This window comes from Amycolatopsis sp. NPDC102522, from assembly GCF_055584485.1.
The window spans coordinates 12,833-32,829 of record NZ_JBVJLY010000009.1 but is presented as its reverse complement, the minus strand read 5'-3'; the positions used below and the strand labels follow the sequence as shown (position 1 = coordinate 32,829).

Annotated in this window: 17 protein-coding genes; 9 read left to right on the top strand and 8 right to left on the bottom strand. The window is 69.1% G+C overall.

What is annotated here, in order from left to right:
* Positions 1-127: 127 nt before the first annotated feature.
* The 8 genes from ACZ6YV_RS21790 to ACZ6YV_RS21755 all read left to right on the top strand — a co-directional run bounded on the left by ACZ6YV_RS21790 (position 128) and on the right by ACZ6YV_RS21755 (position 12,248).
* Positions 128-1,039: a serine hydrolase gene (locus tag ACZ6YV_RS21790; RefSeq protein ID WP_465511359.1), complete on the top strand. Its 912-nt coding sequence runs from the start codon at positions 128-130 to the stop codon at positions 1,037-1,039.
* A 120-nt stretch (positions 1,040-1,159) separates the two neighbouring features.
* A complete protein-coding gene (locus tag ACZ6YV_RS21785) occupies positions 1,160-2,548 on the top strand; it encodes a serine hydrolase domain-containing protein (protein WP_465511358.1) in 1,389 nt (462 codons plus the stop codon).
* Positions 2,545-3,447: a serine hydrolase gene (locus tag ACZ6YV_RS21780; protein WP_465511357.1), complete on the top strand. Its 903-nt coding sequence runs from the start codon at positions 2,545-2,547 to the stop codon at positions 3,445-3,447. The genes ACZ6YV_RS21785 and ACZ6YV_RS21780 overlap by 4 nt, the downstream gene beginning before the upstream one ends.
* 10 nt (positions 3,448-3,457) lie before the next feature.
* Positions 3,458-5,056 carry an ABC transporter substrate-binding protein gene (locus ACZ6YV_RS21775; protein ID WP_465511356.1) on the top strand — a complete coding sequence of 533 codons (1,599 nt, stop codon included), beginning with the start codon at positions 3,458-3,460 and terminating at the stop codon, positions 5,054-5,056.
* Entirely contained in the window at positions 5,056-6,036 is a 981-nt protein-coding gene (locus ACZ6YV_RS21770; RefSeq protein WP_465511355.1) for an ABC transporter permease, read from the top strand. The genes ACZ6YV_RS21775 and ACZ6YV_RS21770 overlap by 1 nt, the downstream gene beginning before the upstream one ends.
* A 1-nt stretch (position 6,037) precedes the next feature.
* Positions 6,038-7,942 (top strand): dipeptide/oligopeptide/nickel ABC transporter permease/ATP-binding protein, encoded by a 1,905-nt coding sequence (locus ACZ6YV_RS21765; protein WP_465511354.1) that lies wholly within the window; start codon positions 6,038-6,040, stop codon positions 7,940-7,942.
* On the top strand, positions 7,939-8,931 hold the full coding sequence (locus tag ACZ6YV_RS21760) for an ABC transporter ATP-binding protein (RefSeq protein WP_465511353.1): 993 nt from the start codon (positions 7,939-7,941) through the stop codon (positions 8,929-8,931). The genes ACZ6YV_RS21765 and ACZ6YV_RS21760 overlap by 4 nt, the downstream gene beginning before the upstream one ends.
* Positions 8,928-12,248 carry a serine hydrolase gene (locus ACZ6YV_RS21755; RefSeq protein WP_465511352.1) on the top strand — a complete coding sequence of 1,107 codons (3,321 nt, stop codon included), beginning with the start codon at positions 8,928-8,930 and terminating at the stop codon, positions 12,246-12,248. The genes ACZ6YV_RS21760 and ACZ6YV_RS21755 overlap by 4 nt, the downstream gene beginning before the upstream one ends.
* A 228-nt stretch (positions 12,249-12,476) precedes the next feature.
* On the opposite strand, the gene ACZ6YV_RS21750 is transcribed toward ACZ6YV_RS21755, so the two are convergent.
* The 5 genes from ACZ6YV_RS21750 to ACZ6YV_RS21730 form a co-directional block, all read right to left on the bottom strand.
* A complete protein-coding gene (locus ACZ6YV_RS21750; RefSeq protein ID WP_465511351.1) occupies positions 12,477-12,773 on the bottom strand; it encodes a serine hydrolase domain-containing protein in 297 nt (98 codons plus the stop codon).
* 6 nt (positions 12,774-12,779) lie between these two features.
* A complete protein-coding gene (locus ACZ6YV_RS21745; RefSeq protein WP_465511350.1) occupies positions 12,780-12,974 on the bottom strand; it encodes a hypothetical protein in 195 nt (64 codons plus the stop codon).
* Between the two features lie 71 nt (positions 12,975-13,045).
* Complete coding sequence (locus ACZ6YV_RS21740; protein ID WP_465511349.1) at positions 13,046-13,882, bottom strand: transglutaminase-like domain-containing protein; 837 nt, start codon at positions 13,880-13,882, stop codon at positions 13,046-13,048.
* A 365-nt stretch (positions 13,883-14,247) separates the two neighbouring features.
* Positions 14,248-14,601, bottom strand: coding sequence for a hypothetical protein (locus ACZ6YV_RS21735; protein ID WP_465511348.1), 354 nt, complete (start codon positions 14,599-14,601; stop codon positions 14,248-14,250).
* A 167-nt stretch (positions 14,602-14,768) separates the two neighbouring features.
* Positions 14,769-16,853, bottom strand: a complete 2,085-nt coding sequence (locus ACZ6YV_RS21730) for a hypothetical protein (protein WP_465511347.1) — start codon at positions 16,851-16,853, stop codon at positions 14,769-14,771.
* A 107-nt stretch (positions 16,854-16,960) separates the two neighbouring features.
* On the opposite strand from ACZ6YV_RS21730, the gene ACZ6YV_RS21725 reads away from it, so the two are divergent.
* Entirely contained in the window at positions 16,961-17,257 is a 297-nt protein-coding gene (locus ACZ6YV_RS21725) for a DUF6228 family protein (RefSeq protein ID WP_465511346.1), read from the top strand.
* Positions 17,258-17,353: 96 nt separating this feature from the next.
* Here the strand turns inward: ACZ6YV_RS21725 and ACZ6YV_RS21720 are convergent, their stop codons facing one another.
* The 3 genes from ACZ6YV_RS21720 to ACZ6YV_RS21710 all read right to left on the bottom strand — a co-directional run bounded on the left by ACZ6YV_RS21720 (position 17,354) and on the right by ACZ6YV_RS21710 (position 19,871).
* The gene (locus ACZ6YV_RS21720; RefSeq protein WP_465511345.1) at positions 17,354-18,034 is read right to left on the bottom strand and encodes a S1 family peptidase; all 681 of its coding nucleotides are present in this window, start codon (positions 18,032-18,034) and stop codon (positions 17,354-17,356) included.
* A gap of 87 nt (positions 18,035-18,121) precedes the next feature.
* Entirely contained in the window at positions 18,122-18,895 is a 774-nt protein-coding gene (locus ACZ6YV_RS21715) for a hypothetical protein (RefSeq protein WP_465511344.1), read from the bottom strand.
* A gap of 64 nt (positions 18,896-18,959) precedes the next feature.
* Positions 18,960-19,871, bottom strand: a complete 912-nt coding sequence (locus ACZ6YV_RS21710; protein WP_465511343.1) for a LysR family transcriptional regulator — start codon at positions 19,869-19,871, stop codon at positions 18,960-18,962.
* Between the last annotated feature and the right edge of the window lie 126 nt (positions 19,872-19,997).

Here is a 19,997-nt window from a genome sequence, read left to right as displayed (position 1 = left end):
CAGCCCGTAACTCGCGTGATCAGAGACGGGACTCACGTGTGCGGTCTCCAATCACGTGAGTTACGGGCCCAGTCACGTGAGTTACGGGTCTGATCACGCGTTTCCGCCCCATGCAGACAGGAGTTCCATGCCCACCGCGTCCGAAGTCATCGAAACGATCAACGACCGCGCGAAGGAGGTCGGGGTCCGGGTCCGGCTGCACGCGGCCGAAGTCGACGGCACCCGGCGGATCGGCGTCGACGAACACGCCCCTGTCGTCACGGCCTCGGTCTTCAAGGTCCCGGTCGCGCTGGAACTGGCGAGGCAGGCCGCCGACGGCGGGCTCGACCTCGGCGAGCCGGTCACCGTCCCGCCGGGACATCCCACGCCGAGCCCGTACGGCCTCGCCACCTTCCGGCACGAGATCACGATGTCCTGGTACGACCTCGCGATCCTGATGATCGGGATCAGCGACAACGTCGCCACCGACCTGATCCTCGCCCGCGTGGGTAAGGAACAGACCGAGAAGTCGTTGCGGAGCCTGGGTTTCGAGCACACCACCGTCCCGCAGGACTGCGGGGAGGTGCTCGGCAGCATCGGGGAAGACCTCGGGATCTCCTACGAGGACGACGAAAAGCTGCTCACGGAACTCCCGATGGAGCGGATCGCCGCGTTGCGCGCGCTGCAACCGGAGCACACCTGCGCCACGACCGCCGAAGAGATCACCCGGCTGCTCGGGCTGATCTGGCGCGACGAGGCGGCGTCGCCGACAGCGTGCGCCGACGTCCGGCGCTGGCTGGATCTCCAGGTGTGGCCGCACCGGCTTCGGTCCGGGTTCCCCGACGACGGGATCAGTGTCAGCGGCAAGACCGGGACCCTGCCGTCGGTGCGCAACGAGGTCGGTGTTGTCGAGTACCCGGATGGCGGCCGTTACGCGGTAGGGATTTTCACCGACGCCGTCGACGGGCGGTCGCGGGTGCCGGAGCGGGACGCGTTCATCGGCTTCGCCGCGGCACAGGCCGTCGAATGGCTCAGGCTTCCCGAGGCCGGACGCGAATGATTCGTCCGCCCGGATGAATTTTCCCGCCGCTCTCGTAGTTCCGCACGAACCGGTGACGCCCGTCACCGTCCTAGCATTCCGGCAACTGCCGGTTCACCCTTTCGACGGACAAGGATGCCCATGTCGAAACTTTCCGATATCGATACCTGGCTCGTGGAGAACCTTTCCTCGCTCCTGGCGAAGCATCAGGTGCCCGGCGCGGCTGTCGCGGTGTTCGCGAACGGCGAGGTGATCGACCACGCGGCCGGCGTCCTGAACAAGGGCACCGGCGTCGAGTCCACAGTGGATTCCGTCTTCCAGATCGGGTCCATCACCAAGGTGTGGACGACCACCCTGGCGATGCAGCTCGTCGACGAAGGCAGGTTGGACCTCGACAAGCCGGTCCGCGACTACCTGCCCGAGTTCGTCCTCTCCGACGACGACGCCGCTTCGCGGATTACCGTGCGGCAGCTGACCTGTCACACCTCCGGCTTCGAGGGCGACATCTTCACCGACACCGGGCAGGGCGACGACTGCGTCGCGAAGCTGGTGGCGACGCTGTCCGACGTGCCCCAGCTGTTCCCGCCGGGGGAGATGTTCTCGTACAACAACGCCGGGTACTGCGTACTCGGCCGGATCGTCGAGGTCCTGCGCGGCAAGTCCTACGACGACTGCCTGCGCGAGCACCTCTTCGCGCCGCTCGGGCTGACCCACGCCGCGGCCGGACCGTACGACGCGATCCGCTACCGCGCCGCGATCGGCCACCTCCAGGCCTCGCCGGAAGACGCGCCGGAGCCGGCCCCGGCCTGGGCGCTCACCCGGTCGAACGTCCCCGCCGGCTCGCACCTCGCGATGCGCCCGCGCGATCTGCTCACCTTCGTGCGCATGCACCTGAACGAAGGCCGCGCGGACGACGGCACCCAGGTTCTCCGGCCGGAAACCGCCCGCGCCATGTGGGAACGCCAGGTCGAACTGCCCTACCTCGGCCTGATGGGCGGGGCGTGGGGGCTCGGCTGGATGATCTTCGACTGGGACGGCGGCCCGGTGATCGGCCACGACGGCGGCACCATCGGCCAGTCGGCGTTCCTGCGGGTGGTGCCCGGCAGCAACGTCGCGGTGGCGCTGCTGACCAACGGCGGCAAGCCGCTGCACCTCTACCTGGACATCTTCCGGAAGGTGCTGGGCGATCTGGCGGGCGTCGAGGTCCCGCCGCTGCCCGAACCCGACGCCGCCGAGGCCCCGGCGGACCCGTCGCGCTACGTGGGCGAGTACTCGTCGCAGGTCGCGGACATCGTGGTCACGCAGGACGAGGAGGGTGTCCTGTGGCTGGAACGCACGATGAAGGGCATGTTCGCCGACCTCGGCGCGGCACCGGAGAAGAGCAGGCTGCTGGGCTACAAGGGCGACACGCTGGTCGCCGAACACGACGGTCTCGGCCTGCACATGCCGCACGCGTTCGTCGGTGACGACGGCACCGGCCGCGCGTTGTACGTCCACACCGGCCGCGCCGACCGGCGGGTGAGCCGGTGACGGCGATCGAGGACGAGATCGAGGCGGTCTTCGCGAAGGCGGGGGCGCGCGGGTTCGTGCACGCGCGCGAGGTCGGCGTCCCCGCCGGTCCCGAAGTCGGTGTCGGCGCGGACGACCCGGTCGTGCTCGCGTCGGTGTTCAAGATCCCGGTGGCGGTCGCCTTCGCCCGCGAGGTGGCGGCCGGACGGCTCGACGAGACCGAACGGACCCGCGTCACCGCGCGCTACCGGATCGGCGGGATCGGCACCGCGGGCTGCGCCGACGACGTCGAGATGAGCTGGCGCGACCTGGCGCATTTCATGCTGACGATGAGCGACAACGCCGCGACCGACCTCGTCTACCACCGGCTCGGGCAGGACGCCGTCGACAAGGTCCTCACCGACCTCGGACTCACCAGGACACGGCTGATCGGCTGCTGCGAGGACCTCTTCGCCTCGGTGGTCGCCGATCTCGGCGCGACACCGGACGACGATCTGGAAGCCATCCTCGCCGCGGCCGGTGAGGAACAGCTGTGGAAGCTCGCGGTTCTCGACCCGGAACGCACCACGGCGTCGACCCCGCGTGAGATCACCGAACTGCTCGACGCGATCTGGACCGACCGCGCGGGCGACCCGGCCGCCTGCGAACGCGTGCGGACGATCATGGCCCAGCAGATCTGGCCGCACCGGATCTCGTCCGGCTTCCCGGCCGGAGTCGAGATCGCGGCGAAGACCGGGACGCTTCCGGCCGTCCGCAACGAAGCGGGAGTGGTGACCTATGAGGACGGTCGCCGATACGCCGTCGCGGTGTTCACCCGCGCGGACTCCCTCGCCGATCGTCAGCCCGCGGTCGATTCCGCCCTCGGCGAGGCCGCCCGGCTCGCCGTCGAACACCTCCGTGCGCAGACCGTCACCCAGTAGGAGAAACCCCATGAAGAAAGCCCGGCTCACCGCCGCGATCGCGAGCGTGGTGGCCTTGACCGTGAGCGCGTGCGGGGGGACGTCGCAATCCGGGGAAGACCGGACAGCGAACCAGAAACTCACCGAAGGCAAGACCTTCACCATGGCGATCGGGACCGATCCGGGAGCGCTGGACCCGGCGATGACCGTGCTCTCGACCGCTCTCGAGATCGGCCGCTACCTCTACGACAGCCTGATCAACCTCGACGAGACCGGCAAACCGATCCCGGGGCTCGCCGAAAAGTTCGAGGCCACCACGACCACGGCCTCCTTCACCCTGCGCAACGGGATCACCTGCGACGACGGCACGCCGCTCACCGCGAGCGACGTCGCCGCGAACCTCAACTTCGTCGGCGATCCCGCCAACAAGTCCCCGATGTCCGGGCTCACGATCGCACCGGGGTCGAAGGCGACCGCCGACGACGCGGCGCGGACGGTCACCCTCACCAGTGGAGCGCCGGACGCGTTCCTGCTGCGCAACGCCGGTGGTCTGCCGATCGTCTGCGGCAAGGGCGTGACCGACCGGCAGCCGCTGGCCAAGGGGAAGTACGGCACCGGCATGTTCACCATGTCCGAGATCGTGCCGAACGACCGCTACACCCTCACGCGGCGGAAGGACTACGCCTGGGGGCCGGGGGACTGGCAGCGTGAGCAGCCGGGCCTGCCGGAGAAGGTGGTCTTCCGGGTCATCCAGAACATGACGACCACGTCGAACCTGTTGCTGTCTAGTGAGGTCAACGCCGCCCGGATCACCGGTCAGGACCAGCAGCGCCTCCGGTCCCAGAAGCTGTTCCACGGCGACCAGGTCGTGCCGATGGGCGAGATGTTCTTCAACCAGGCCCCCGGCCGCGCCGGTGCCGATCAGGCCGTCCGCCGCGCGCTGGTGCAGGCCCTCGACCTGGCGCAGATCGGCAAGGTGCTCACCAGCGGCGCCGGGGCGCCCAGCCAGGGGATGGTCACCACCGAACCCAGGGCGTGCGCCGGCGACGCGGTGGCGGGCAAGCTGCCCGCGTTCGACGTCGCCGCGGCCAAGTCGGCCCTCGACGCGGCGGGGTGGATGCCGGGAACGGACGGCGTGCGGGTCAAGGACGGCAAACGACTCGCGCTCACCGCGATCTACGGAACCCAGCTGGGACCGACGATGGCGTCCTCCGCCGAACTGATGCAGCAGTCGTGGAAGGCCGCCGGCGCGGAGGTCACGCTCAAGGGCCTCGACAGCCCGGGGACCAGCCAGACGCTCTTCGGCACCGGCGAGTGGGACATCTCGCTCGCGCCGGTGACCCTCTTGCTGCCGAGTCAGGTCAGCTCCTTCGTCTCCGGGCCGAAACCGCCCGCCGGCACGAACTTCGCGCATATCGAGAACGAGAAGTACACGTCGGAAGCCGCGAAGGCGGCGCAAATGGCGGGTGACTCCGGCTGCGCGACCTGGCTCGCCGCGGAATCGGCGCTCATCGAGCGGCTGGACGTCGTGCCGTACATCAACTCGGTCATCCCGATCTTCGGCAGCAACGCGCGGTTCAAGGTCAACTTCGGCAACATCGAACCGTCGAGCGTCCGGATGTACAGCTGATGACGGTCGCACTCGCGCCGTCGGGATTGCGCGGCAGTCCCTGGCTCTCGTTCGCGATGCGCCGCCTCGGCCGGTTCGCGGTTTCGCTGTGGGTGCTGGTCACCATGGCGTTCCTGATGATCCAGCTGATCCCCGGCGACCCGGTCCGGGCGGCGCTCGGGCTGACCGCGCCGGTGGAGCTGGTGAACGCGCGGCGGGCGGCCCTCGGGCTCGACGATCCGTTGTGGCCGCAGTACGTCCACTACCTCGGTGGGCTGGTCACCGGTGACTTCGGGACGTCGATGACGAGCGGGCAGGCGGTCTCCGAGGTGATCGGGGACCGGCTGCCCGCCACCCTCCAGCTGGCGTTGCCCGCCTTCGCGGTGGTCATCACGGTGGCGATCCCGCTGGGCCTCCTGTTCGCCGTGCTGACCCGTGGCGGACGGCGGCGGGGCGGCGAGCTGGGGTTCACTTCGACGACCGTGCTGCTCGCGGCCATCCCGGAGTTCCTGCTCGCCGTCGCGCTGGTCGCGTTCTTCGCGGTCCAGCTCGGCTGGTTCCCGGTCGCCGGGAACGCGGACGCGAGTTCGTTCGTGCTCCCGGTCATCGCGCTGGCGCTCGGCCCGGCCTCGGTACTCGCCCGTATCGTGCGGGTCGAGACGCTTTCCGTGCTGGGCAACGACTTCATCCGCACAGCGCGGGCGAAACGGCTGCCCGCGCGGCTGGTCTACCTGCGGCACGCGCTGCCGAACGCGCTGACCGCGACGCTGACGATGAGCGGGCTCATGCTGACCGGGATGGTCGCCGGGACGGTGCTGGTGGAGAACGTGTTCGCCTGGCCCGGCCTCGGTTCCACCATCGCGCAGTCGATCCTCCAGAAGGACTATCCGCTGGTGCAGGGGATCGTGCTCGTCTACGGCATCGGGGTGCTGCTGGTGAACCTGACGGTGGACGTCCTGCTGGCCGTCCTCGATCCGCGTTCGACGATCCGGGAGAGCTGACATGCTGAATCGGCGCGCGAAATGGGTCGCGGCCCTGCGCACCCCGGTGGGCGCGTTCTCGACGGCCCTGCTGGTCCTGGTGATCGCGATCGCGGTGCTGGCCCCGATCCTGTGGCACGACAACGCCTTCGAGATCGACACCGAAGCCATCGCGCAAGGCCCGTCGGCGGCGCATTGGCTGGGCACCGACGACCTCGGCCGCGACATCCTTTTCCGGGTGCTGGTGGCGACCCGGCTTTCGGTGCTGCTGGCGGTGCTCGCGACGGTGATCGGGGTGGTGACCGGGCTCGTTTTCGGCACGTTGCCCTCGTTGCTGCCGCGGCCCGCCGCTCGGCTGGTCACCTCGGCGGTGAACATCGCGGTGGCGTTCCCCGGGCTGCTGCTGGTGTTGTTCTTCTCGGTGATCTTCGGGGTCGGCACGCACGGCGCTGTGCTGGCGGTCGGTTTCGCGTTGGCACCGGCGTTCGCCCGGCTGGCCCAGACGCTTTCGGCTTCCGTGGCGGGCCAGGACTTCGTGTCCGCCGCCCGGATCTCCGGTGTCGGCCGGATCCGGTTGCTGGTCCGGCACATCCTGCCGAACATCGGCGAACCGCTCGTGGTGAACGCGACCATCGGCGCGGGCGCCTCCCTTCTGGCGTTCTCCGGCTTGTCGTTCCTCGGCATCGGTGTGCAGGCACCGGACTACGACTGGGGACGGCTGCTCGGCGAAGGACTCAACGGGATCTACGTCAACCCGGCGGCCGCGCTCGCGCCGGGTGTCGCGGTGGTGCTGGCCGGGCTCGCCTTCAACCTGGTGGGGGAGACCGTGGCAGGGGTGATCGGGGTCCGCACCGGGCTCCGCAAGCTCGCGCCGCGGACGGTCACGCCCGCCAGGGGTGAGGTCGCCGAAGATCGTGACGACGCGGTGCTGGTGGTGGAGAACCTCCAGGTGGCGTTCCCGCGCCCGGCGGGCTGGACGGTCCCGGTGCGCGGGGTGAGCTTCACCGTCCACGCGGGCGAGGCGATCGGCGTCGTCGGCGAGTCGGGCTCGGGGAAGAGCCTGACCGGGCTGGCGGTGTCCCGGCTGGTCGAAGCGCCGGCCGTGGTCACCGCGGACCGGCTCGAGTTCGCCGGGAAACCGCTGCTGACGACTCCGGAACGGGAGTTGCGCGGCTTGCTCGGCACGTCGCTGGCGATGGTGTTCCAGGACCCGATGACCTCGTTCAACCCGACCAAGCGGATCGGCCGTCAGCTGGCCGAGGTCGCCGAGCAGCACCAGGGCCTCCCGCGTGCCAAGGCGTTCGAACGGGCCGTGGACCGGCTGCGCGCGGTGCGGATCCCCGCGGCCGAAAGGCGGGCGAAGCAGTACCCGCACGAGTTCTCCGGCGGGATGCGCCAGCGCGCGATGATCGGCATGGGCCTGATGGGCGACCCGCGGCTGATCATCGCCGACGAACCGACCACGGCGCTGGACGTCACCGTGCAGCGGCAGTTGCTGCGCCTGCTGGCGCGGACCAGGTCGGAACGGAACACGGCGATCATCCTGATCAGCCATGACATCGCGGTCGTTTCGCAGACCTGCGAACGGATGCTGGTCATGTACGCGGGCCGGGTGGTGGAGGACCTGCCGTCGGCCGGGACACCGCGGCATCCGTACACGAGGGCCCTGCTGGCCGCGACGCTCGACCTCGAGACCGATCGTGAGGCGCCGCTCGCGGTGATCCCCGGCCGTCCGCCGGAACCGGATCGTGTACCCAACGGCTGCGCTTTCGCCGACAGGTGCCCCGCGGTGACCGATCGGTGCCGTCTCGAAGACCCGGTGCTGGAAAGCGTGGAATCCGGGCACCGCGTCGCGTGCTGGTATCCGCAGGAGACGTCGCTTTCCCAGCCGACAAAGGAAACCGTGACCGCCGGAGGTGCGGAGTGAGCGATCTCGTCTTCGACGCGGTGAGCGTGCGGTACGGCGGGAGGCGCGGTCTCACCGCTGTCGACCGTGTCGGCCTGACCGTCCCTTCCGGACAGGTCGTCGGGCTCGTCGGCGAATCAGGCTCGGGGAAATCGACGCTGGCCCGGGCCGCCGTCGGCCTCTCGCCGGTCAGCGCCGGGCGGGTCCTGCTGGGCGGGGTGGACGTCCGGAAGCTGCCCCGGCGCCCTCCGCTGCAGATGGTGTTCCAGGATCCGTATTCCTCTTTGGACCCCCGGATGAGCATCGGGGAGTCGATCACCGAAGCGATCCCGCGCGGCGTCCTTCCCGGCCGCGCCGCGCGCCGGGACGAGGTCGCCCGGCTGCTGGAGCTGGTCAATCTCGATCCGGACCGCGCCGGGCACCTGCCGGGGCAGCTGTCGGGCGGCCAGCGGCAGCGGGTGGCGCTGGCCCGCGCGCTGGCCGGGCGGCCGGAGGTGCTCATCGCGGACGAGATCACCTCCGCGCTCGACGTCTCGGTGCAGGGCGCGGTGCTCAACCTCGTCCGGTCGGTGCAACGGCGGCTGGGCTTGTCGATGCTGTTCATCTCGCACAACCTCGCGGTGATCCGCTATCTCAGCGACATCGTCGCCGTGATGTACCTCGGCCGCATCGTCGAGATCGGCCCGGCCGAGCAGGTGCTCACCGATCCGCAACATCCCTACACGCGTGACCTGCTCGCCGCGGCGCCGTCCGCGCACACCTCGCTGTTCGACACCGGCGCGGACGAGAAGACCGCCGACGCCGAGCCCGCCGACCCGCACCACCCACCGGCCGGGTGCCGCTACCACACACGCTGTCCGGTCGGCCCGCTCGTGCGAGCGGACCGCCGGCTCTGCCTTCAGGCGGACCCTGCCGATGACGTGGCACACCGACCCCACTCGGCGGCCTGTCACTTCAGTGAAAACGAGAGCCACGAGCTCACGATCCCCAGAGGAGCAAGCGCACCATGACCCGACGTCTCGGTCTCGACGACCTGTACGGAATCGCCGTCCCCAGCCAGCCTTCGCTGTCACCGGACGGCAGCCGGATCGTCTACGTCCTGAGGACCGCGAACCGTGACGAGGACCGGAACGAGCACATGCTCTGGGAGGTCGGCGCGACCACCGGCGACGCCCGGCAGCTCACGCGCGGAACCGCCGACATGACCCCGAGCTGGGCACCGGACGGCACGCGGATCGCGTTCCTCCGCGCCCAGGACGGGCCGCCGCAGGTGTGGTTCCTGCCGTCGTCGGGCGGGGAAGCCGAGCGCATCACGGAACTTCCGCTCGGGGCGGGCGCACCGGTGTGGAGCCCGGACGGCGCCAAGATCGCGTTCTCGGCCGCCGTCGACCTGGCGGGTGACGAACCCGCGCCGAACGCCCCGGTGGTGGCCGACCGGATCGACTTCAAGGCCGACGGTGCCGGACTGATCAAGACGATCCGCAAGCACCTGCACGTCCTCGACGTCGCCACTCGTGAGGTCCGGCAGGTCACCTTCGGCGATTGGCACGCCGGTGAGCCCACCTGGTCGCCCGACGGCACCCACCTGGCCTTCACCGCCGGGCGGGACTCCGACGCGGATCTGACCTTCCGTTCCGGCGCCTACGTTCTCGACGTGACGACGAAGACGTCCGAGCCGCGGCTGATCGGCTCCGGTGAAGGCATGGCCGGCACGGCCACGTGGACCGCCGACGGCCTCGAACTCCTGGTCGCGGGCCGAGGCGACACCGAAGTCGGCCACCTCGGGCTGCTGCGGGTCCCGCTCGACGGCGGCGACTCCGTCGATCTGACGGCTTCCTTGGACCGCAACGTGATGTTCGGCGGCGCCGGCTACCCGGGCGCGCTCCCGAAACTGACCGCGGACGGCGGCTCCGTACTGTTCGGCCTCCGCGATCGCGGCTGTACTCATCTGTACCGAGTGGACACCGACGGCGGAAACCCGCGCGCCGTGCTGGCGGGCGCCGACCGCGTCGTGTCCGGAATGGACATCGTGGGCGACAGGGCGGTGGTCGTCCTGGCCACCGGTACCTCGTTCGGCGAGATCGCCGTCGTGGACCCGGCCACCGGCGAGGTCGACGTGCGTACCGAGCACGGCGCCTCCGTCGCGGATGTCGACCTTTTCCGCCACGAGGAACGGGAATTCACCATCGGCGACGGCACCGTCGTCCACGGCTGGCTGCTGCGGGACCCGGCCCGCTCCGGTGCCGCGCCGCTGCTGCTGGACATCCACGGTGGCCCGCACAACTCCTGGAACGGCGCGGCCGACGCGATCCACCTCTATCACCAGGCGCTCGTCGCCCGAGGCTGGGCGGTGCTGCTGCTCAACCCTCGGGGCAGCGACGGCTACGGCGAGGACTTCTTCACGGGCGCCGTCGGGGGTTGGGGCACCGCGGACGCCGGAGACTTCCTCGAACCGCTGGACCAGCTGGTCGCCGAAGGGATCGCCGACGCGGACCGCCTCGCCGTGGCGGGCTACAGCTACGGCGGGTTCATGACCTGCTACCTGACCAGCCGCGACAACCGCTTCGCCGCCGCTGTCGCCGGTGGCGTGGTCAGCGATCTGACCAGCATGGAGGGCACCTCCGACGCCGGGCACTACCTGGCTGTCAGCGAGCTCGGCGGCTCGTCGTGGGACAAGGCCAACGAACAGTTCTCGCCGTTCTCCCAGGTCGCCCAGGTGCGGACGCCGACGCTGGTCATCCAGGGCGCGGAAGACGAGCGCTGCCCGGTCGGCCAGGCCGAGCAGTGGTTCGGCGCCCTGCGCGCACGCGGCGTCCCGTCCCGGTTGGTGCTGTACCCGGGTGCCTCGCACCTGTTCATCCTCGACGGCCCGCCTTCGCACCGCCTCGACTTCAACCGGCGTGTCCTCGACTGGGTCGGGCAGTACGCGGGGCCGTCGGACGGGGTGTCGCGGGTGCCGATCGAGGCGGCGCACTGGCGTCGGCGCCTGGCAGAACTGGCGCGCAAGCACCGCGTTCCCGGTGCGGCGCTGGGCATCACGCGGATCGGTGACGACGCCGAGGTGCACGCTTCCTACGGCGTGCTCAACACGGCGACCGGGGTCGAGGTCACCGAGGATTCGGTGTTCCAGATCGGTTCGGTCTCCAAAGTGTGGACCTCGACCGTGGTGATGCAACTGGTCGACGAAGGGCTTCTCGATCTGGACGCGCCGATCTCCGACGTCGTCCCGGAACTGCGGCTGGCCGACCCGGACGTCGCCAAGCAGGTGACCATGCGGCATCTGCTGACGCACACCAGCGGGATCGACGGGGACGTCTTCACCGACACCGGCCGTGGTGACGACTGCCTCGAGCGCTACGTCGAGATCCTCGACCAGGCCGCGCAGAACCATCCGCTCGGGGAGACGTTCTCCTACTGCAACTCGGGTTTCGTGCTTATGGGCCGGGTCGTCGAGAAGCTCACCGGGCAGACCTGGGACGCCGCGATGCGCGAGAAGCTGTTCGCCCCGCTCGGCCTGACCCACACGGTGACCCTGCCGGAGGAAGCGCTGATGTTCCGCGCGGCCGTCGGTCACGTCGCCGGCGCGGACGGAGAACAGCAGCCCGCGCCCATCTGGGGACTGCCCCGGAACATGGGCCCGGCCGGCCTGATCACAGCCACCACCAAGGACGTCCTCGGTTTCGCCCGGCTGCACCTGACCGGCGGCCTCACCCCGTCCGGTGAGCGGATCCTGACCACGGCGTCCATCACCGCGATGGCCGAGAAACAGACTGACATCCCCGACAAGCACTCGCTCGGCGATTCCTGGGGCCTCGGCTGGATTCGCGACGAATGGAGCGGACGGCGGGTCATCGGCCACGACGGCAACACGATCGGACAGTCGGCGTTCCTGCGGCTGCTGCCCGATCAGGGGCTCGCCGTCACGCTGCTCACCAACGGCGGCAACACCCGCGACCTGTTCCAGGAGCTGTACCGGGAGATCTTCGCCGAACTCGCCGATGTGGCGATGCCGCGACCGCTGGAGCCGCCCGCGACCCCGGTCACCGTCGACGGTTCGAGGCACGTCGGCGTCTACGAACGGGCCGGGGTGCTGATGGAGGTCCTGTCCGAAGGGGACGGTCTCCGGCTCCGGCAGACCGTCACGGGTCCGCTGGCCGATCTCGTGCCGGAGAAGACGATGGAGTTCGACCTGGTCCCGGTGACCGACTCGCTCTACGTCTGCCGCGAGCCGGGTGCCCAGACCTGGATACCGGTCACCTTCTACACCCTGTCGACAGGTGAGCCTTACGTGCACCACGGTGTGCGCGCGACGCCGAAGGTGTCCTGAAAGCACTCGGCCCGCCCGGACGATTCCGGGCGGGCCGAGCGCTCAGGCGCAGATGACCTTGTCGATGACCCGTGCGGGCGGCGGCTGTCGTCGAAATCACGGCTCCGGCCGAACCCGCCAGGCTGGAGTTCATCTCGGCCACGTCCACAAGGGACTGCCGGACCGCTTGGTAGCCGCGGGCGTGTTTGCCGGGGAGGCGGATCCGGTCGCCGGGAACGGAACTGTGGTTCATACGCAGCGGTACTTCGCGAAGTCGTCGTTTGTCAGCGGCATGCTGCGGAGGTACTCGTACAGTCCGCTGGTGTGCTGAAGCAGCATCCGGACCGTGATCGCCTTCCCGTCCGGCAGGAGCCCGGGAAGGTGATCCTCGATCGGGTCGTCCAGCCGGAGCCAGTCGCAGGAGGACGGTCGCGACGAACGGCCCCGGACCGAACGGATCTGGACGCCGGTCGCGCCCTGGCCGACGGTCTCTTGGGCCGCTTGTCCGATCGCTCGGTCCGCGACGAGCGGTGATCTTCCGATCATGATCGTTCAGGCCTTGCGCCTTGCCACATAACGGATGCCCAGTAGCACGATGCAGATGACCGAGACGGCACCCGCGATCATCCGGAAGGTCCAGTCCATCCCCGCGAACTGCCCGATCGAGTTGGCCGCGGCGCTGACGAGGAGGACCAGCCAGAGGGAAGCGGTGACGAGGGCGCCGCTGGTGTTTTTGGTGTCGTTCATGGGAAATACGCTAGGGAACGGCGGGGCGAGGGGCCAGGGGAGAGACCCCCGGTTGCGGGGTGGTGCTGGCGCTACCTGGCGGCTTGGCCGATCAGGCTTTCGGGGACGCGCAGATCGACGTGAGCGTAGAGCGCGGCGACGTCCTCAGGATCGTCTTTCGCGCACACGCGAGCGAGTTCGTCGAGAAGTTCGTCGTAGTCCGCGCCTGTCTTTCCGTCGTAGGCATCGGTCATCCGGCCCCATTCGTCCCAGGGGAGGGACTCGACCTTGTTCAGGGCGGCGAGATCCTTGACCGCGTTACCGCGGATCTCGGCCGCTCCCCAGTTCTCGGTGCCGTGGACCCCGAAGAGCGAGGCGTCGATCTCCCCGCGCCGGAAAGCATTCCACGCCTCCCCGCCGGAGAGGAACTCGCCAGGGCGCAGGTCGTGCGGATGCGGCAGCACCGTTTGCCCGAGTATTTCGGGGTCCAGACGAACCCAGCGGGAGCCGTCGTCGTCCCAGTACTCGGTTATCCAGTGGTCCAGCCCTTGTCCCGGCTGGAAGTACGTGGCGAAACCACAACGGACCCGGGCGGCGATACCGCGGTGGCGCAACAGCGCACAGCTCAGTACCGCGAAATGCCGACAGGTACCCACCACACGCTTGGCCGGCTCACGCCCCGCTGCCAGCGGCGCCGGATCCAGCGCCAGCAGTCGCCGGACCAGTTCCCCGGCAGGCCGGATCTGGTTTTCGTCGAGGCGTTCGGCGGAAAGGTTCAGAGCTTGCGCGTCAGTGGGTTGAATGACGAGTTCGTGGACAGGGGAACAGATCTCCACCGGGTCGGTCGCGAAGCGTCCCAGAACGAGCGGACTGACGCCGTCGAGGCCTGTGAACGGGCCCGGTGTCGCGTAGTCGAGGACCTTCGCCATGGGGCGATCCTAGTGACGGGCCGCGGATGCGGGAAACCCTGTCGCTGCGGCAGATGGCTCCGTCTACCATCACCACGAGCCCGCCCAAGGCGCATCTACCCGGTAAGGGTGCGTCCTGCCCGTCGCATGGTGGGGGTGGCAGCCCGTTCGAGCCGGGCCGGGTCCGGGGAGCTCACGCCTCGACGGGAGGTGTCGGGGTTTCCGCCTCAACGCGTTGATCCGCCCGGCCGGGTGTCCAGGAGCTGGCGAAGAGCGCCATCTCGACGCGGTCGGGTTCGCCGCCGAACTCGGGACGAGCGGCTTGGTCCGCTGCCCACCGCGTAGTAGTCGCGGAATTCGGCGCGATCAGCGGCCTGAGTGGACAGTCACGTCAGCAGGAATGTGTCCGTGAAGGTGAACGTCGGTCGAGTCCGCACAAATGTCCGGCCGCGGCAGCCTTCCGCGTAGTACTCCAACACGACGACCGGGCCGATTTTGTGGTCGTCGACCGTGAGAAGGGTCGCTTGTTCGCGGTAGACGTCGACGATGAGGTCCGACGCCCGTGTGTACCGAACGCGGACGCTGCGCTGAAGCACGTCCCAGGAGACGTGGAGCTCCTCGGTCACGGATAGGGGCACCCGTACCTCCCGCACCCAAGCCTCGCCTGATGCCTCTTCGGCCTGCGGGAGAACACCGAACGCGGAGAGCCACGCGTCATCATCGGCAACCACGAATTCCACGCGGGCAGGCTACTCGCTTCCTGAGTATCACCCTGATCGCGACATGAGAGGGGGGTGTGGAAACAGGGACACTCAACATCCCTATTTCCACACCCCCCCGGATCCGGTGGTCACCGGGACTGCCATGCGGGACTGAGCGGATTGCGCAAGTGCGGGAACAACCGGTGTCAGCGGAGCCGGTAAGCGTGAATGATGCTCTGGGTCGTGGTGTTCCCGTCGGCGTCGGCGGCTTTCGCGCGTAGGGAGACAGATCCGGTCGCCGGATGGTGGAGTTCGGCGTTGTACCGGCCGTCCTGCCCGCTCACCGTCGCGGGCTGCCAGTTCACGCCACCGTCGTAGGACGCTTCGACCTGCAGGCCGGTGATCGCGGCGGGACCGTCCTGCCGGGACACGGTGACCGGGACGGTGAAGGTGCCACCACCCGGCGCGCTGTTGGCCAGATCCACCGCCGGGGTGTAGCGCACCTCCAACAGCGGCAGCGTTTGGCCCTGTCCCTGGACGAACCCGCTGCGGAAGGTCCATTCGGCGGAGACCTTGGTGGACAGCGGCGCCCAGGGTTCGTTGCGCTCCGCCTCGGTGGTCAGCCGGTAACCGGCCTCATTGGTAGGCACCACGAATACCGCGCGCCCGGGAGTCGCCTGACTACCGTAAAGCTGGCCTTCGCGATAGAGCATGGTGCTGCCGCGGTCACCCGGTGAGTCCAAGTCCGCGGTTCCGGTGTGCCCGGCACCGTCGGAGAACAACGGGATGCTGATGTCGATCTCCTGCGAGGTGCGTCCGGCCCACGGAGCGTCGGCCGGATGGGTGCGCTTGCCACGGAAGCCGGGACCGGTGACCGCGCCGTTCCAGGCCAGCCGGTAGCTTTTGCCCGCCGCGAAGAGCTCCTCACCGCGCAGATCACCGCCGAAGCTCGAAGCCTGGCCCACCAGGGCATTGAGAAAGGTCCACGTGCCCGGGGTGTAGTACTCCTGGCGTTCCGCCTGCACGAGCCCCGGCGTCCCGTAGCCCAGCCGGGACACTCCCAGGCGTAACCCTGCCACGCGGTGGGTCGCGTGCACCTGGGGCGGGAACTTCGCCGAGTAGCCGTGGAAAGCCATGGTGACCGCCGCGAGCTCGGACTTGCGTACCGAGTGCTCGAGTCGCGCCGGGACCCGCCCGGTGGCCGGGAAGGACAGTTCATAGGCGCTCCGGATCTCCGGGAGGGCGATCACGGCCGCGGTGCCGGCACCGGTCCGGGCCAACGCGGCGAGCCGCGCGGCGTTCGCGCCGTCGATCTGGAGGGTCGGCAGTACCAGTGCCCCGGCGGCCTTGGAGCCGGTCAGTCCGCTGGAGGGTTTCGCGGCGGCCGCCGCGGCCGCGATTCGGCTGCCCGGCTGCCCGGCAAGCTCCGTGCCCTGGCGCACCGCGTCGGCAGGGGGCAGCCATGCGGCCACCATCGCGCCACCGTGTTCGCGCACCGTGGCGACTCGTTCGGCCAGCGTCTCCGGGGTGGTGTCCCAGGGGAGTTCGAGTACCACCATCCGGTCGCGCACCTCGACTCCGGCAAGGTCTTCCGCGCGACCCGCGCCGCCGAACGCCAGCGCGGGCGTTCGTGACCCCACCGGCAAGGGTGCGCCGACCACAGTGGTGTGGACGGGGAAGCGCTTCGGCTGTTCGCCGAACAGTTCCAGCCGCGGTTGTTCCAAGCGGTGGCTGGCGCCGAAGTAGAAGGCTGCCGACGAGGTGCCCGGCACGGTGCCGGCGAACATCTCATGGAAGCGCTGGTCGAACGGGAACACCACGGACTGGGTCTGGTCGGCGCCCAGGCGCACTCCCAGCTCGACCAATGAAGTGCCTCCGGTCACCTCCGGCTGGTCGACGTTCGCGGTGACCTTGGCGGCCTGGCGGGTATCCAGGGTGACGGTGGTGTCGCGCGTCAGGTTGAGCTCAGGGTGGGCCATCGCGGCAATCGAGGGTTCCAGCCCCGGGCGCGGTGTGATCAGGCTGCCCACCAGCGCGTAACGGTCAGGGGGCAGCCGCAGGGTGCTCCCGGCGGGCACGTCGACTTGACGGCCGTTCCCGCTGAGGCTGATCACGTCGAGCGTCGCGCGAGAGTTCGCTGTCGCCACGGCGCCGTCGCGGTCGATCATGCGCAGCGTCAGCTGGTAGGCCGGGGCCGCCACCGCCTGTACGCCCGATACCGCCAGCAGCCCCGATACCAGCGCCGTGACCAGGAAAGCGGTTCGCCGGAAATACGTGCTTGTCCGATTCATCAACTGCCTCTCGCTCGATGAGTGGACCGTGTACCTCGTATCCGCTCGCGGGCGGATACGGGTTCACGCGGTCTCGGTACATCGGGCTGCGGACCGTCGAGAGCCAGATGGCGCCCGCTGATGCCGCGGAGGATGGTCGGCCACGGTTCTTGCTTGCCGAGCTGCAGCTCCACGGCCTGTCAGCGTCGGTTCGGGTCGTGCACCACTATGCGACGGGGTTCGCCGACCTCGCGGAGTTCTTCCAGCACCTGGAAAAGGAACTGAAAATCGATGCGTCCCACCAGCACGGCCACGTGCAGCTGCGGGTCACCGTCCAGAGATTTCAGCCAGACTGGGGGAACGAACCCGGAGAGCAACTGCCGCAAATCACCCAAGAGATCAAGGCGCCGGCGACCGGCCTGTAACGGTCTCTTGTCCTCGTAGGATAGTGGGCCGCTCTCGGCGACATCAACCAATGCTGGAACACCATCGAGATCAGCGCCACTCGGCTGTGTGTCCCCTCAGGCGAGGGTGGCGCCGTAGGAGGTGAGCACGGAGCGTAGTGGCTGGAAGAAGCTGACTTGGCTGTTCCCGCCGGACAGCACTCCGTAGCCGACGCCGGCGTAGAACAGCGGGCCGCCGCTGTCGCCGCTCCCGATGGGGATGTCGGTGGCGATCGTCCCGACAACCTGCTTGCCGTTGCCGAAGTTCACGGTCTGGTTGATGCCGAGGACCTTCCCGCACGTCTTCTTCGTGGTCATGCCGCTCTTGCACACCGGTTGCCCCACCTGCGGGGTGCCCGCGCGCAGGATCCGCTGGGTGCTGCCGTCGTAGAGGTCGACCCGGCTGTGCCCGGAGCCGGAAAGGTCCCGGACGCGGCCGTAGTCGGTCACCGGGAAATGGGTGTCCACGTGGGGGCCGATACCTTGCCAGTCCAGCCCGTGTTCGGTGCAGTGCCCGGCCGTGAGGATGTACCGGACGCCCTTGACGAGGATCGCGAACCCCGCTGAGCAGTAATACGGTTCACGGCCGGGCCCCGGCGAGACCGTGAACATCGCATCACCGCTGTTCACTGCCGGCTGCTGTGCCGCACCGACCGCAGACGGCGCCGCGGAGACGACCGGGCAGGCCACCAAGACGGCCGCGGCCGCGGAAACCAGCACCCCGGCCTGCTTACGGCGTGAGCAGCCAAACATGGTCATGTCCTTCCGTCCTTTGGAGACTGGATATGTGCGACCAGTCCAGTGCCACGCGGTCCGCGACACAACAGGAGTCAGCCGGACGAGTGATCAGAAGCCGTCGGCCGCCATGATCCGTGCACGATGGGCCTCCCTGTGCTCCGCCAAGGCAACCAAAGTGCCGAGGCATGAGAGGGCGTGATGACATTGCGGGCGAGACCAGGCGTCGTGCCGGTCTTCGAGCCAACGGCGCCACGTCGTCTGCTTGATCCTGTGCTGGGGCTGGTGAACGAGCTCCAGGATGAATCGGGCCCGGAGCTGGACGAGCGGGTCGGATGCGCGGGTAAGAGCCGTGACACGGTCGCCGAACTCCACCTCGGCGACGTGCCGGACCAGGAGCGCATACATCCAGTCCTTGCATCGATACGGGCGCTGGATCGCGGTGATGATCAGATCAGCGGCGTCCGGCGCCACCTCTTCAGGCACTCCGCGCTGACCCAGCTGACGAAGCATGACCTCCTTACAGGTCCACGGCGACCACAGATTCGTATCCGGAGAACGCCACTCGTCCGGATACCGCGTCTCCCACCGTAGATACAGCGCCACGAACGGCCAGTAGACCGTGCGCACGGCGGTATCCCGTGGATCTGCGTCGAGGAACCGGTCCAGGTACCCGAAGATCGTCTGATCCTGATGCCAGTCGTGGTCTGCCCACGCTTGGTCCATCCCAGCGGCCAGATACGGCTCCTCCGGGGCGGGCGTACCCGCCTGCGCCCATATCCGGTTGGGCCAGTGCAACGCGGCCGAGCTGCGCGCGACCAACTCCGTGTGCCGGGTCAGCGCGCGCTGACGAACGTGATCGTCCCGGGCGACAAGATCGAACACCCACGCGCCGACATCAGGCCTCAAGAAGACCGTCCAGCCCGCGGCGTGAGCACGGCGGCCCCCGTCAGTGGCGGATGGCGAGATAGACCCGGGCGGCGACGTCCTGGGCGGCCTGGTTGAAGGCGTGGATCTGGGGTGCGCTGTTGGTGCGCAGCCAGGTCGGCGCCCAGTCCAGGGGCGACGCGTCGCTGATCGGGAGATACACGACGCCGGGCCGCGCGTAGAACCGTGACACCTGCGCGCCCATCACGAAAGCGCCTTCCCCCGCGCCGATCAGCGCCAGGGCTTCCTGGAGTGTTTCGAAGCGCGGTCCCGGTTCGATCGGGTCGCCGCCGGGCGTGCGGTCCGGCGTGCGGTCCGCGCGCCAGTAAGCCGGGAACGCTTCGGCCACCTGCAGCATTTTGACCGCGGCGAGGTCTTCCATCGAAATGGTGTCGCGGCGGGCTAGCGGGTGCCGGGCGGACACCCCCAGCACCCGCGTCTCGGAGAACAGGACCTCGCCGGTGACCATGTCGGGTTCGTCGTGCGGCAGGCTCACGACCAGCAGGTCGGTATCGCCCGCGCGCAGCCGCTGAAGGCCGTCGACGATCTGCACTTCCCTCGACTGGGCCCGCCAGCCGGGGTGCCGCCGGTCGAACAGCTGGGCCGCCTGGACCATGAGCTGTCCCGCGGCGGCGCCGAGGAAGCCGACCCGCAGCACACCGTGGACGCCGCGCGCGGCGTCGGTCGCCTTCCGGAGTCCTGCCTCGATCAGGTCGTAGGCGGGGCGCAGGTCGTCGTACAACCGTTGCCCCGCTTCGGTGAGGGCGACATGGCGGCTGGTGCGTTCGAACAACGGCGTCCCGATCTGGCGTTCGAGCTTCTTGATCGTCTGGCTGATCCGCGCGGTGGTCACGTGCAGGCGGTCGGCGGTGCGGCCGAAGTGCAACTCCTCGCCCAGCGTCAGGAACGCTTCCAGTTCAAGCCGCTCCAGCACTTGCGCCTCCGGACGTTAATCCCACCTTAATGACTGTTGCACTATGTCACCTTGTTGGCGGATCAAGCCCCCTAAAGACTGAATGGGACAGCATCACTCGGTGTCACCGACTCTCACTCAAGGATT

What these genes read in the sequence shown, in the direction of transcription:
- ACZ6YV_RS21725 (WP_465511346.1), top strand. Translation starts at nt 16,961, where the DNA reads ATGGCGCCCGCTGATGCCGCGGAGGATGGTCGGCCACGGTTCTTGCTT.
- ACZ6YV_RS21755 (WP_465511352.1), top strand. Translation starts at nt 8,928, where the DNA reads ATGACCCGACGTCTCGGTCTCGACGACCTGTACGGAATCGCCGTCCCC.
- ACZ6YV_RS21720 (WP_465511345.1), bottom strand. Translation starts at nt 18,034, where the DNA reads ATGACCATGTTTGGCTGCTCACGCCGTAAGCAGGCCGGGGTGCTGGTT.
- ACZ6YV_RS21770 (WP_465511355.1), top strand. Translation starts at nt 5,056, where the DNA reads ATGACGGTCGCACTCGCGCCGTCGGGATTGCGCGGCAGTCCCTGGCTC.
- ACZ6YV_RS21740 (WP_465511349.1), bottom strand. Translation starts at nt 13,882, where the DNA reads ATGGCGAAGGTCCTCGACTACGCGACACCGGGCCCGTTCACAGGCCTC.
- ACZ6YV_RS21745 (WP_465511350.1), bottom strand. Translation starts at nt 12,974, where the DNA reads ATGAACGACACCAAAAACACCAGCGGCGCCCTCGTCACCGCTTCCCTC.
- ACZ6YV_RS21750 (WP_465511351.1), bottom strand. Translation starts at nt 12,773, where the DNA reads ATGATCGGAAGATCACCGCTCGTCGCGGACCGAGCGATCGGACAAGCG.
- ACZ6YV_RS21785 (WP_465511358.1), top strand. Translation starts at nt 1,160, where the DNA reads ATGTCGAAACTTTCCGATATCGATACCTGGCTCGTGGAGAACCTTTCC.
- ACZ6YV_RS21775 (WP_465511356.1), top strand. Translation starts at nt 3,458, where the DNA reads ATGAAGAAAGCCCGGCTCACCGCCGCGATCGCGAGCGTGGTGGCCTTG.
- ACZ6YV_RS21730 (WP_465511347.1), bottom strand. Translation starts at nt 16,853, where the DNA reads ATGAATCGGACAAGCACGTATTTCCGGCGAACCGCTTTCCTGGTCACG.
- ACZ6YV_RS21790 (WP_465511359.1), top strand. Translation starts at nt 128, where the DNA reads ATGCCCACCGCGTCCGAAGTCATCGAAACGATCAACGACCGCGCGAAG.
- ACZ6YV_RS21765 (WP_465511354.1), top strand. Translation starts at nt 6,038, where the DNA reads ATGCTGAATCGGCGCGCGAAATGGGTCGCGGCCCTGCGCACCCCGGTG.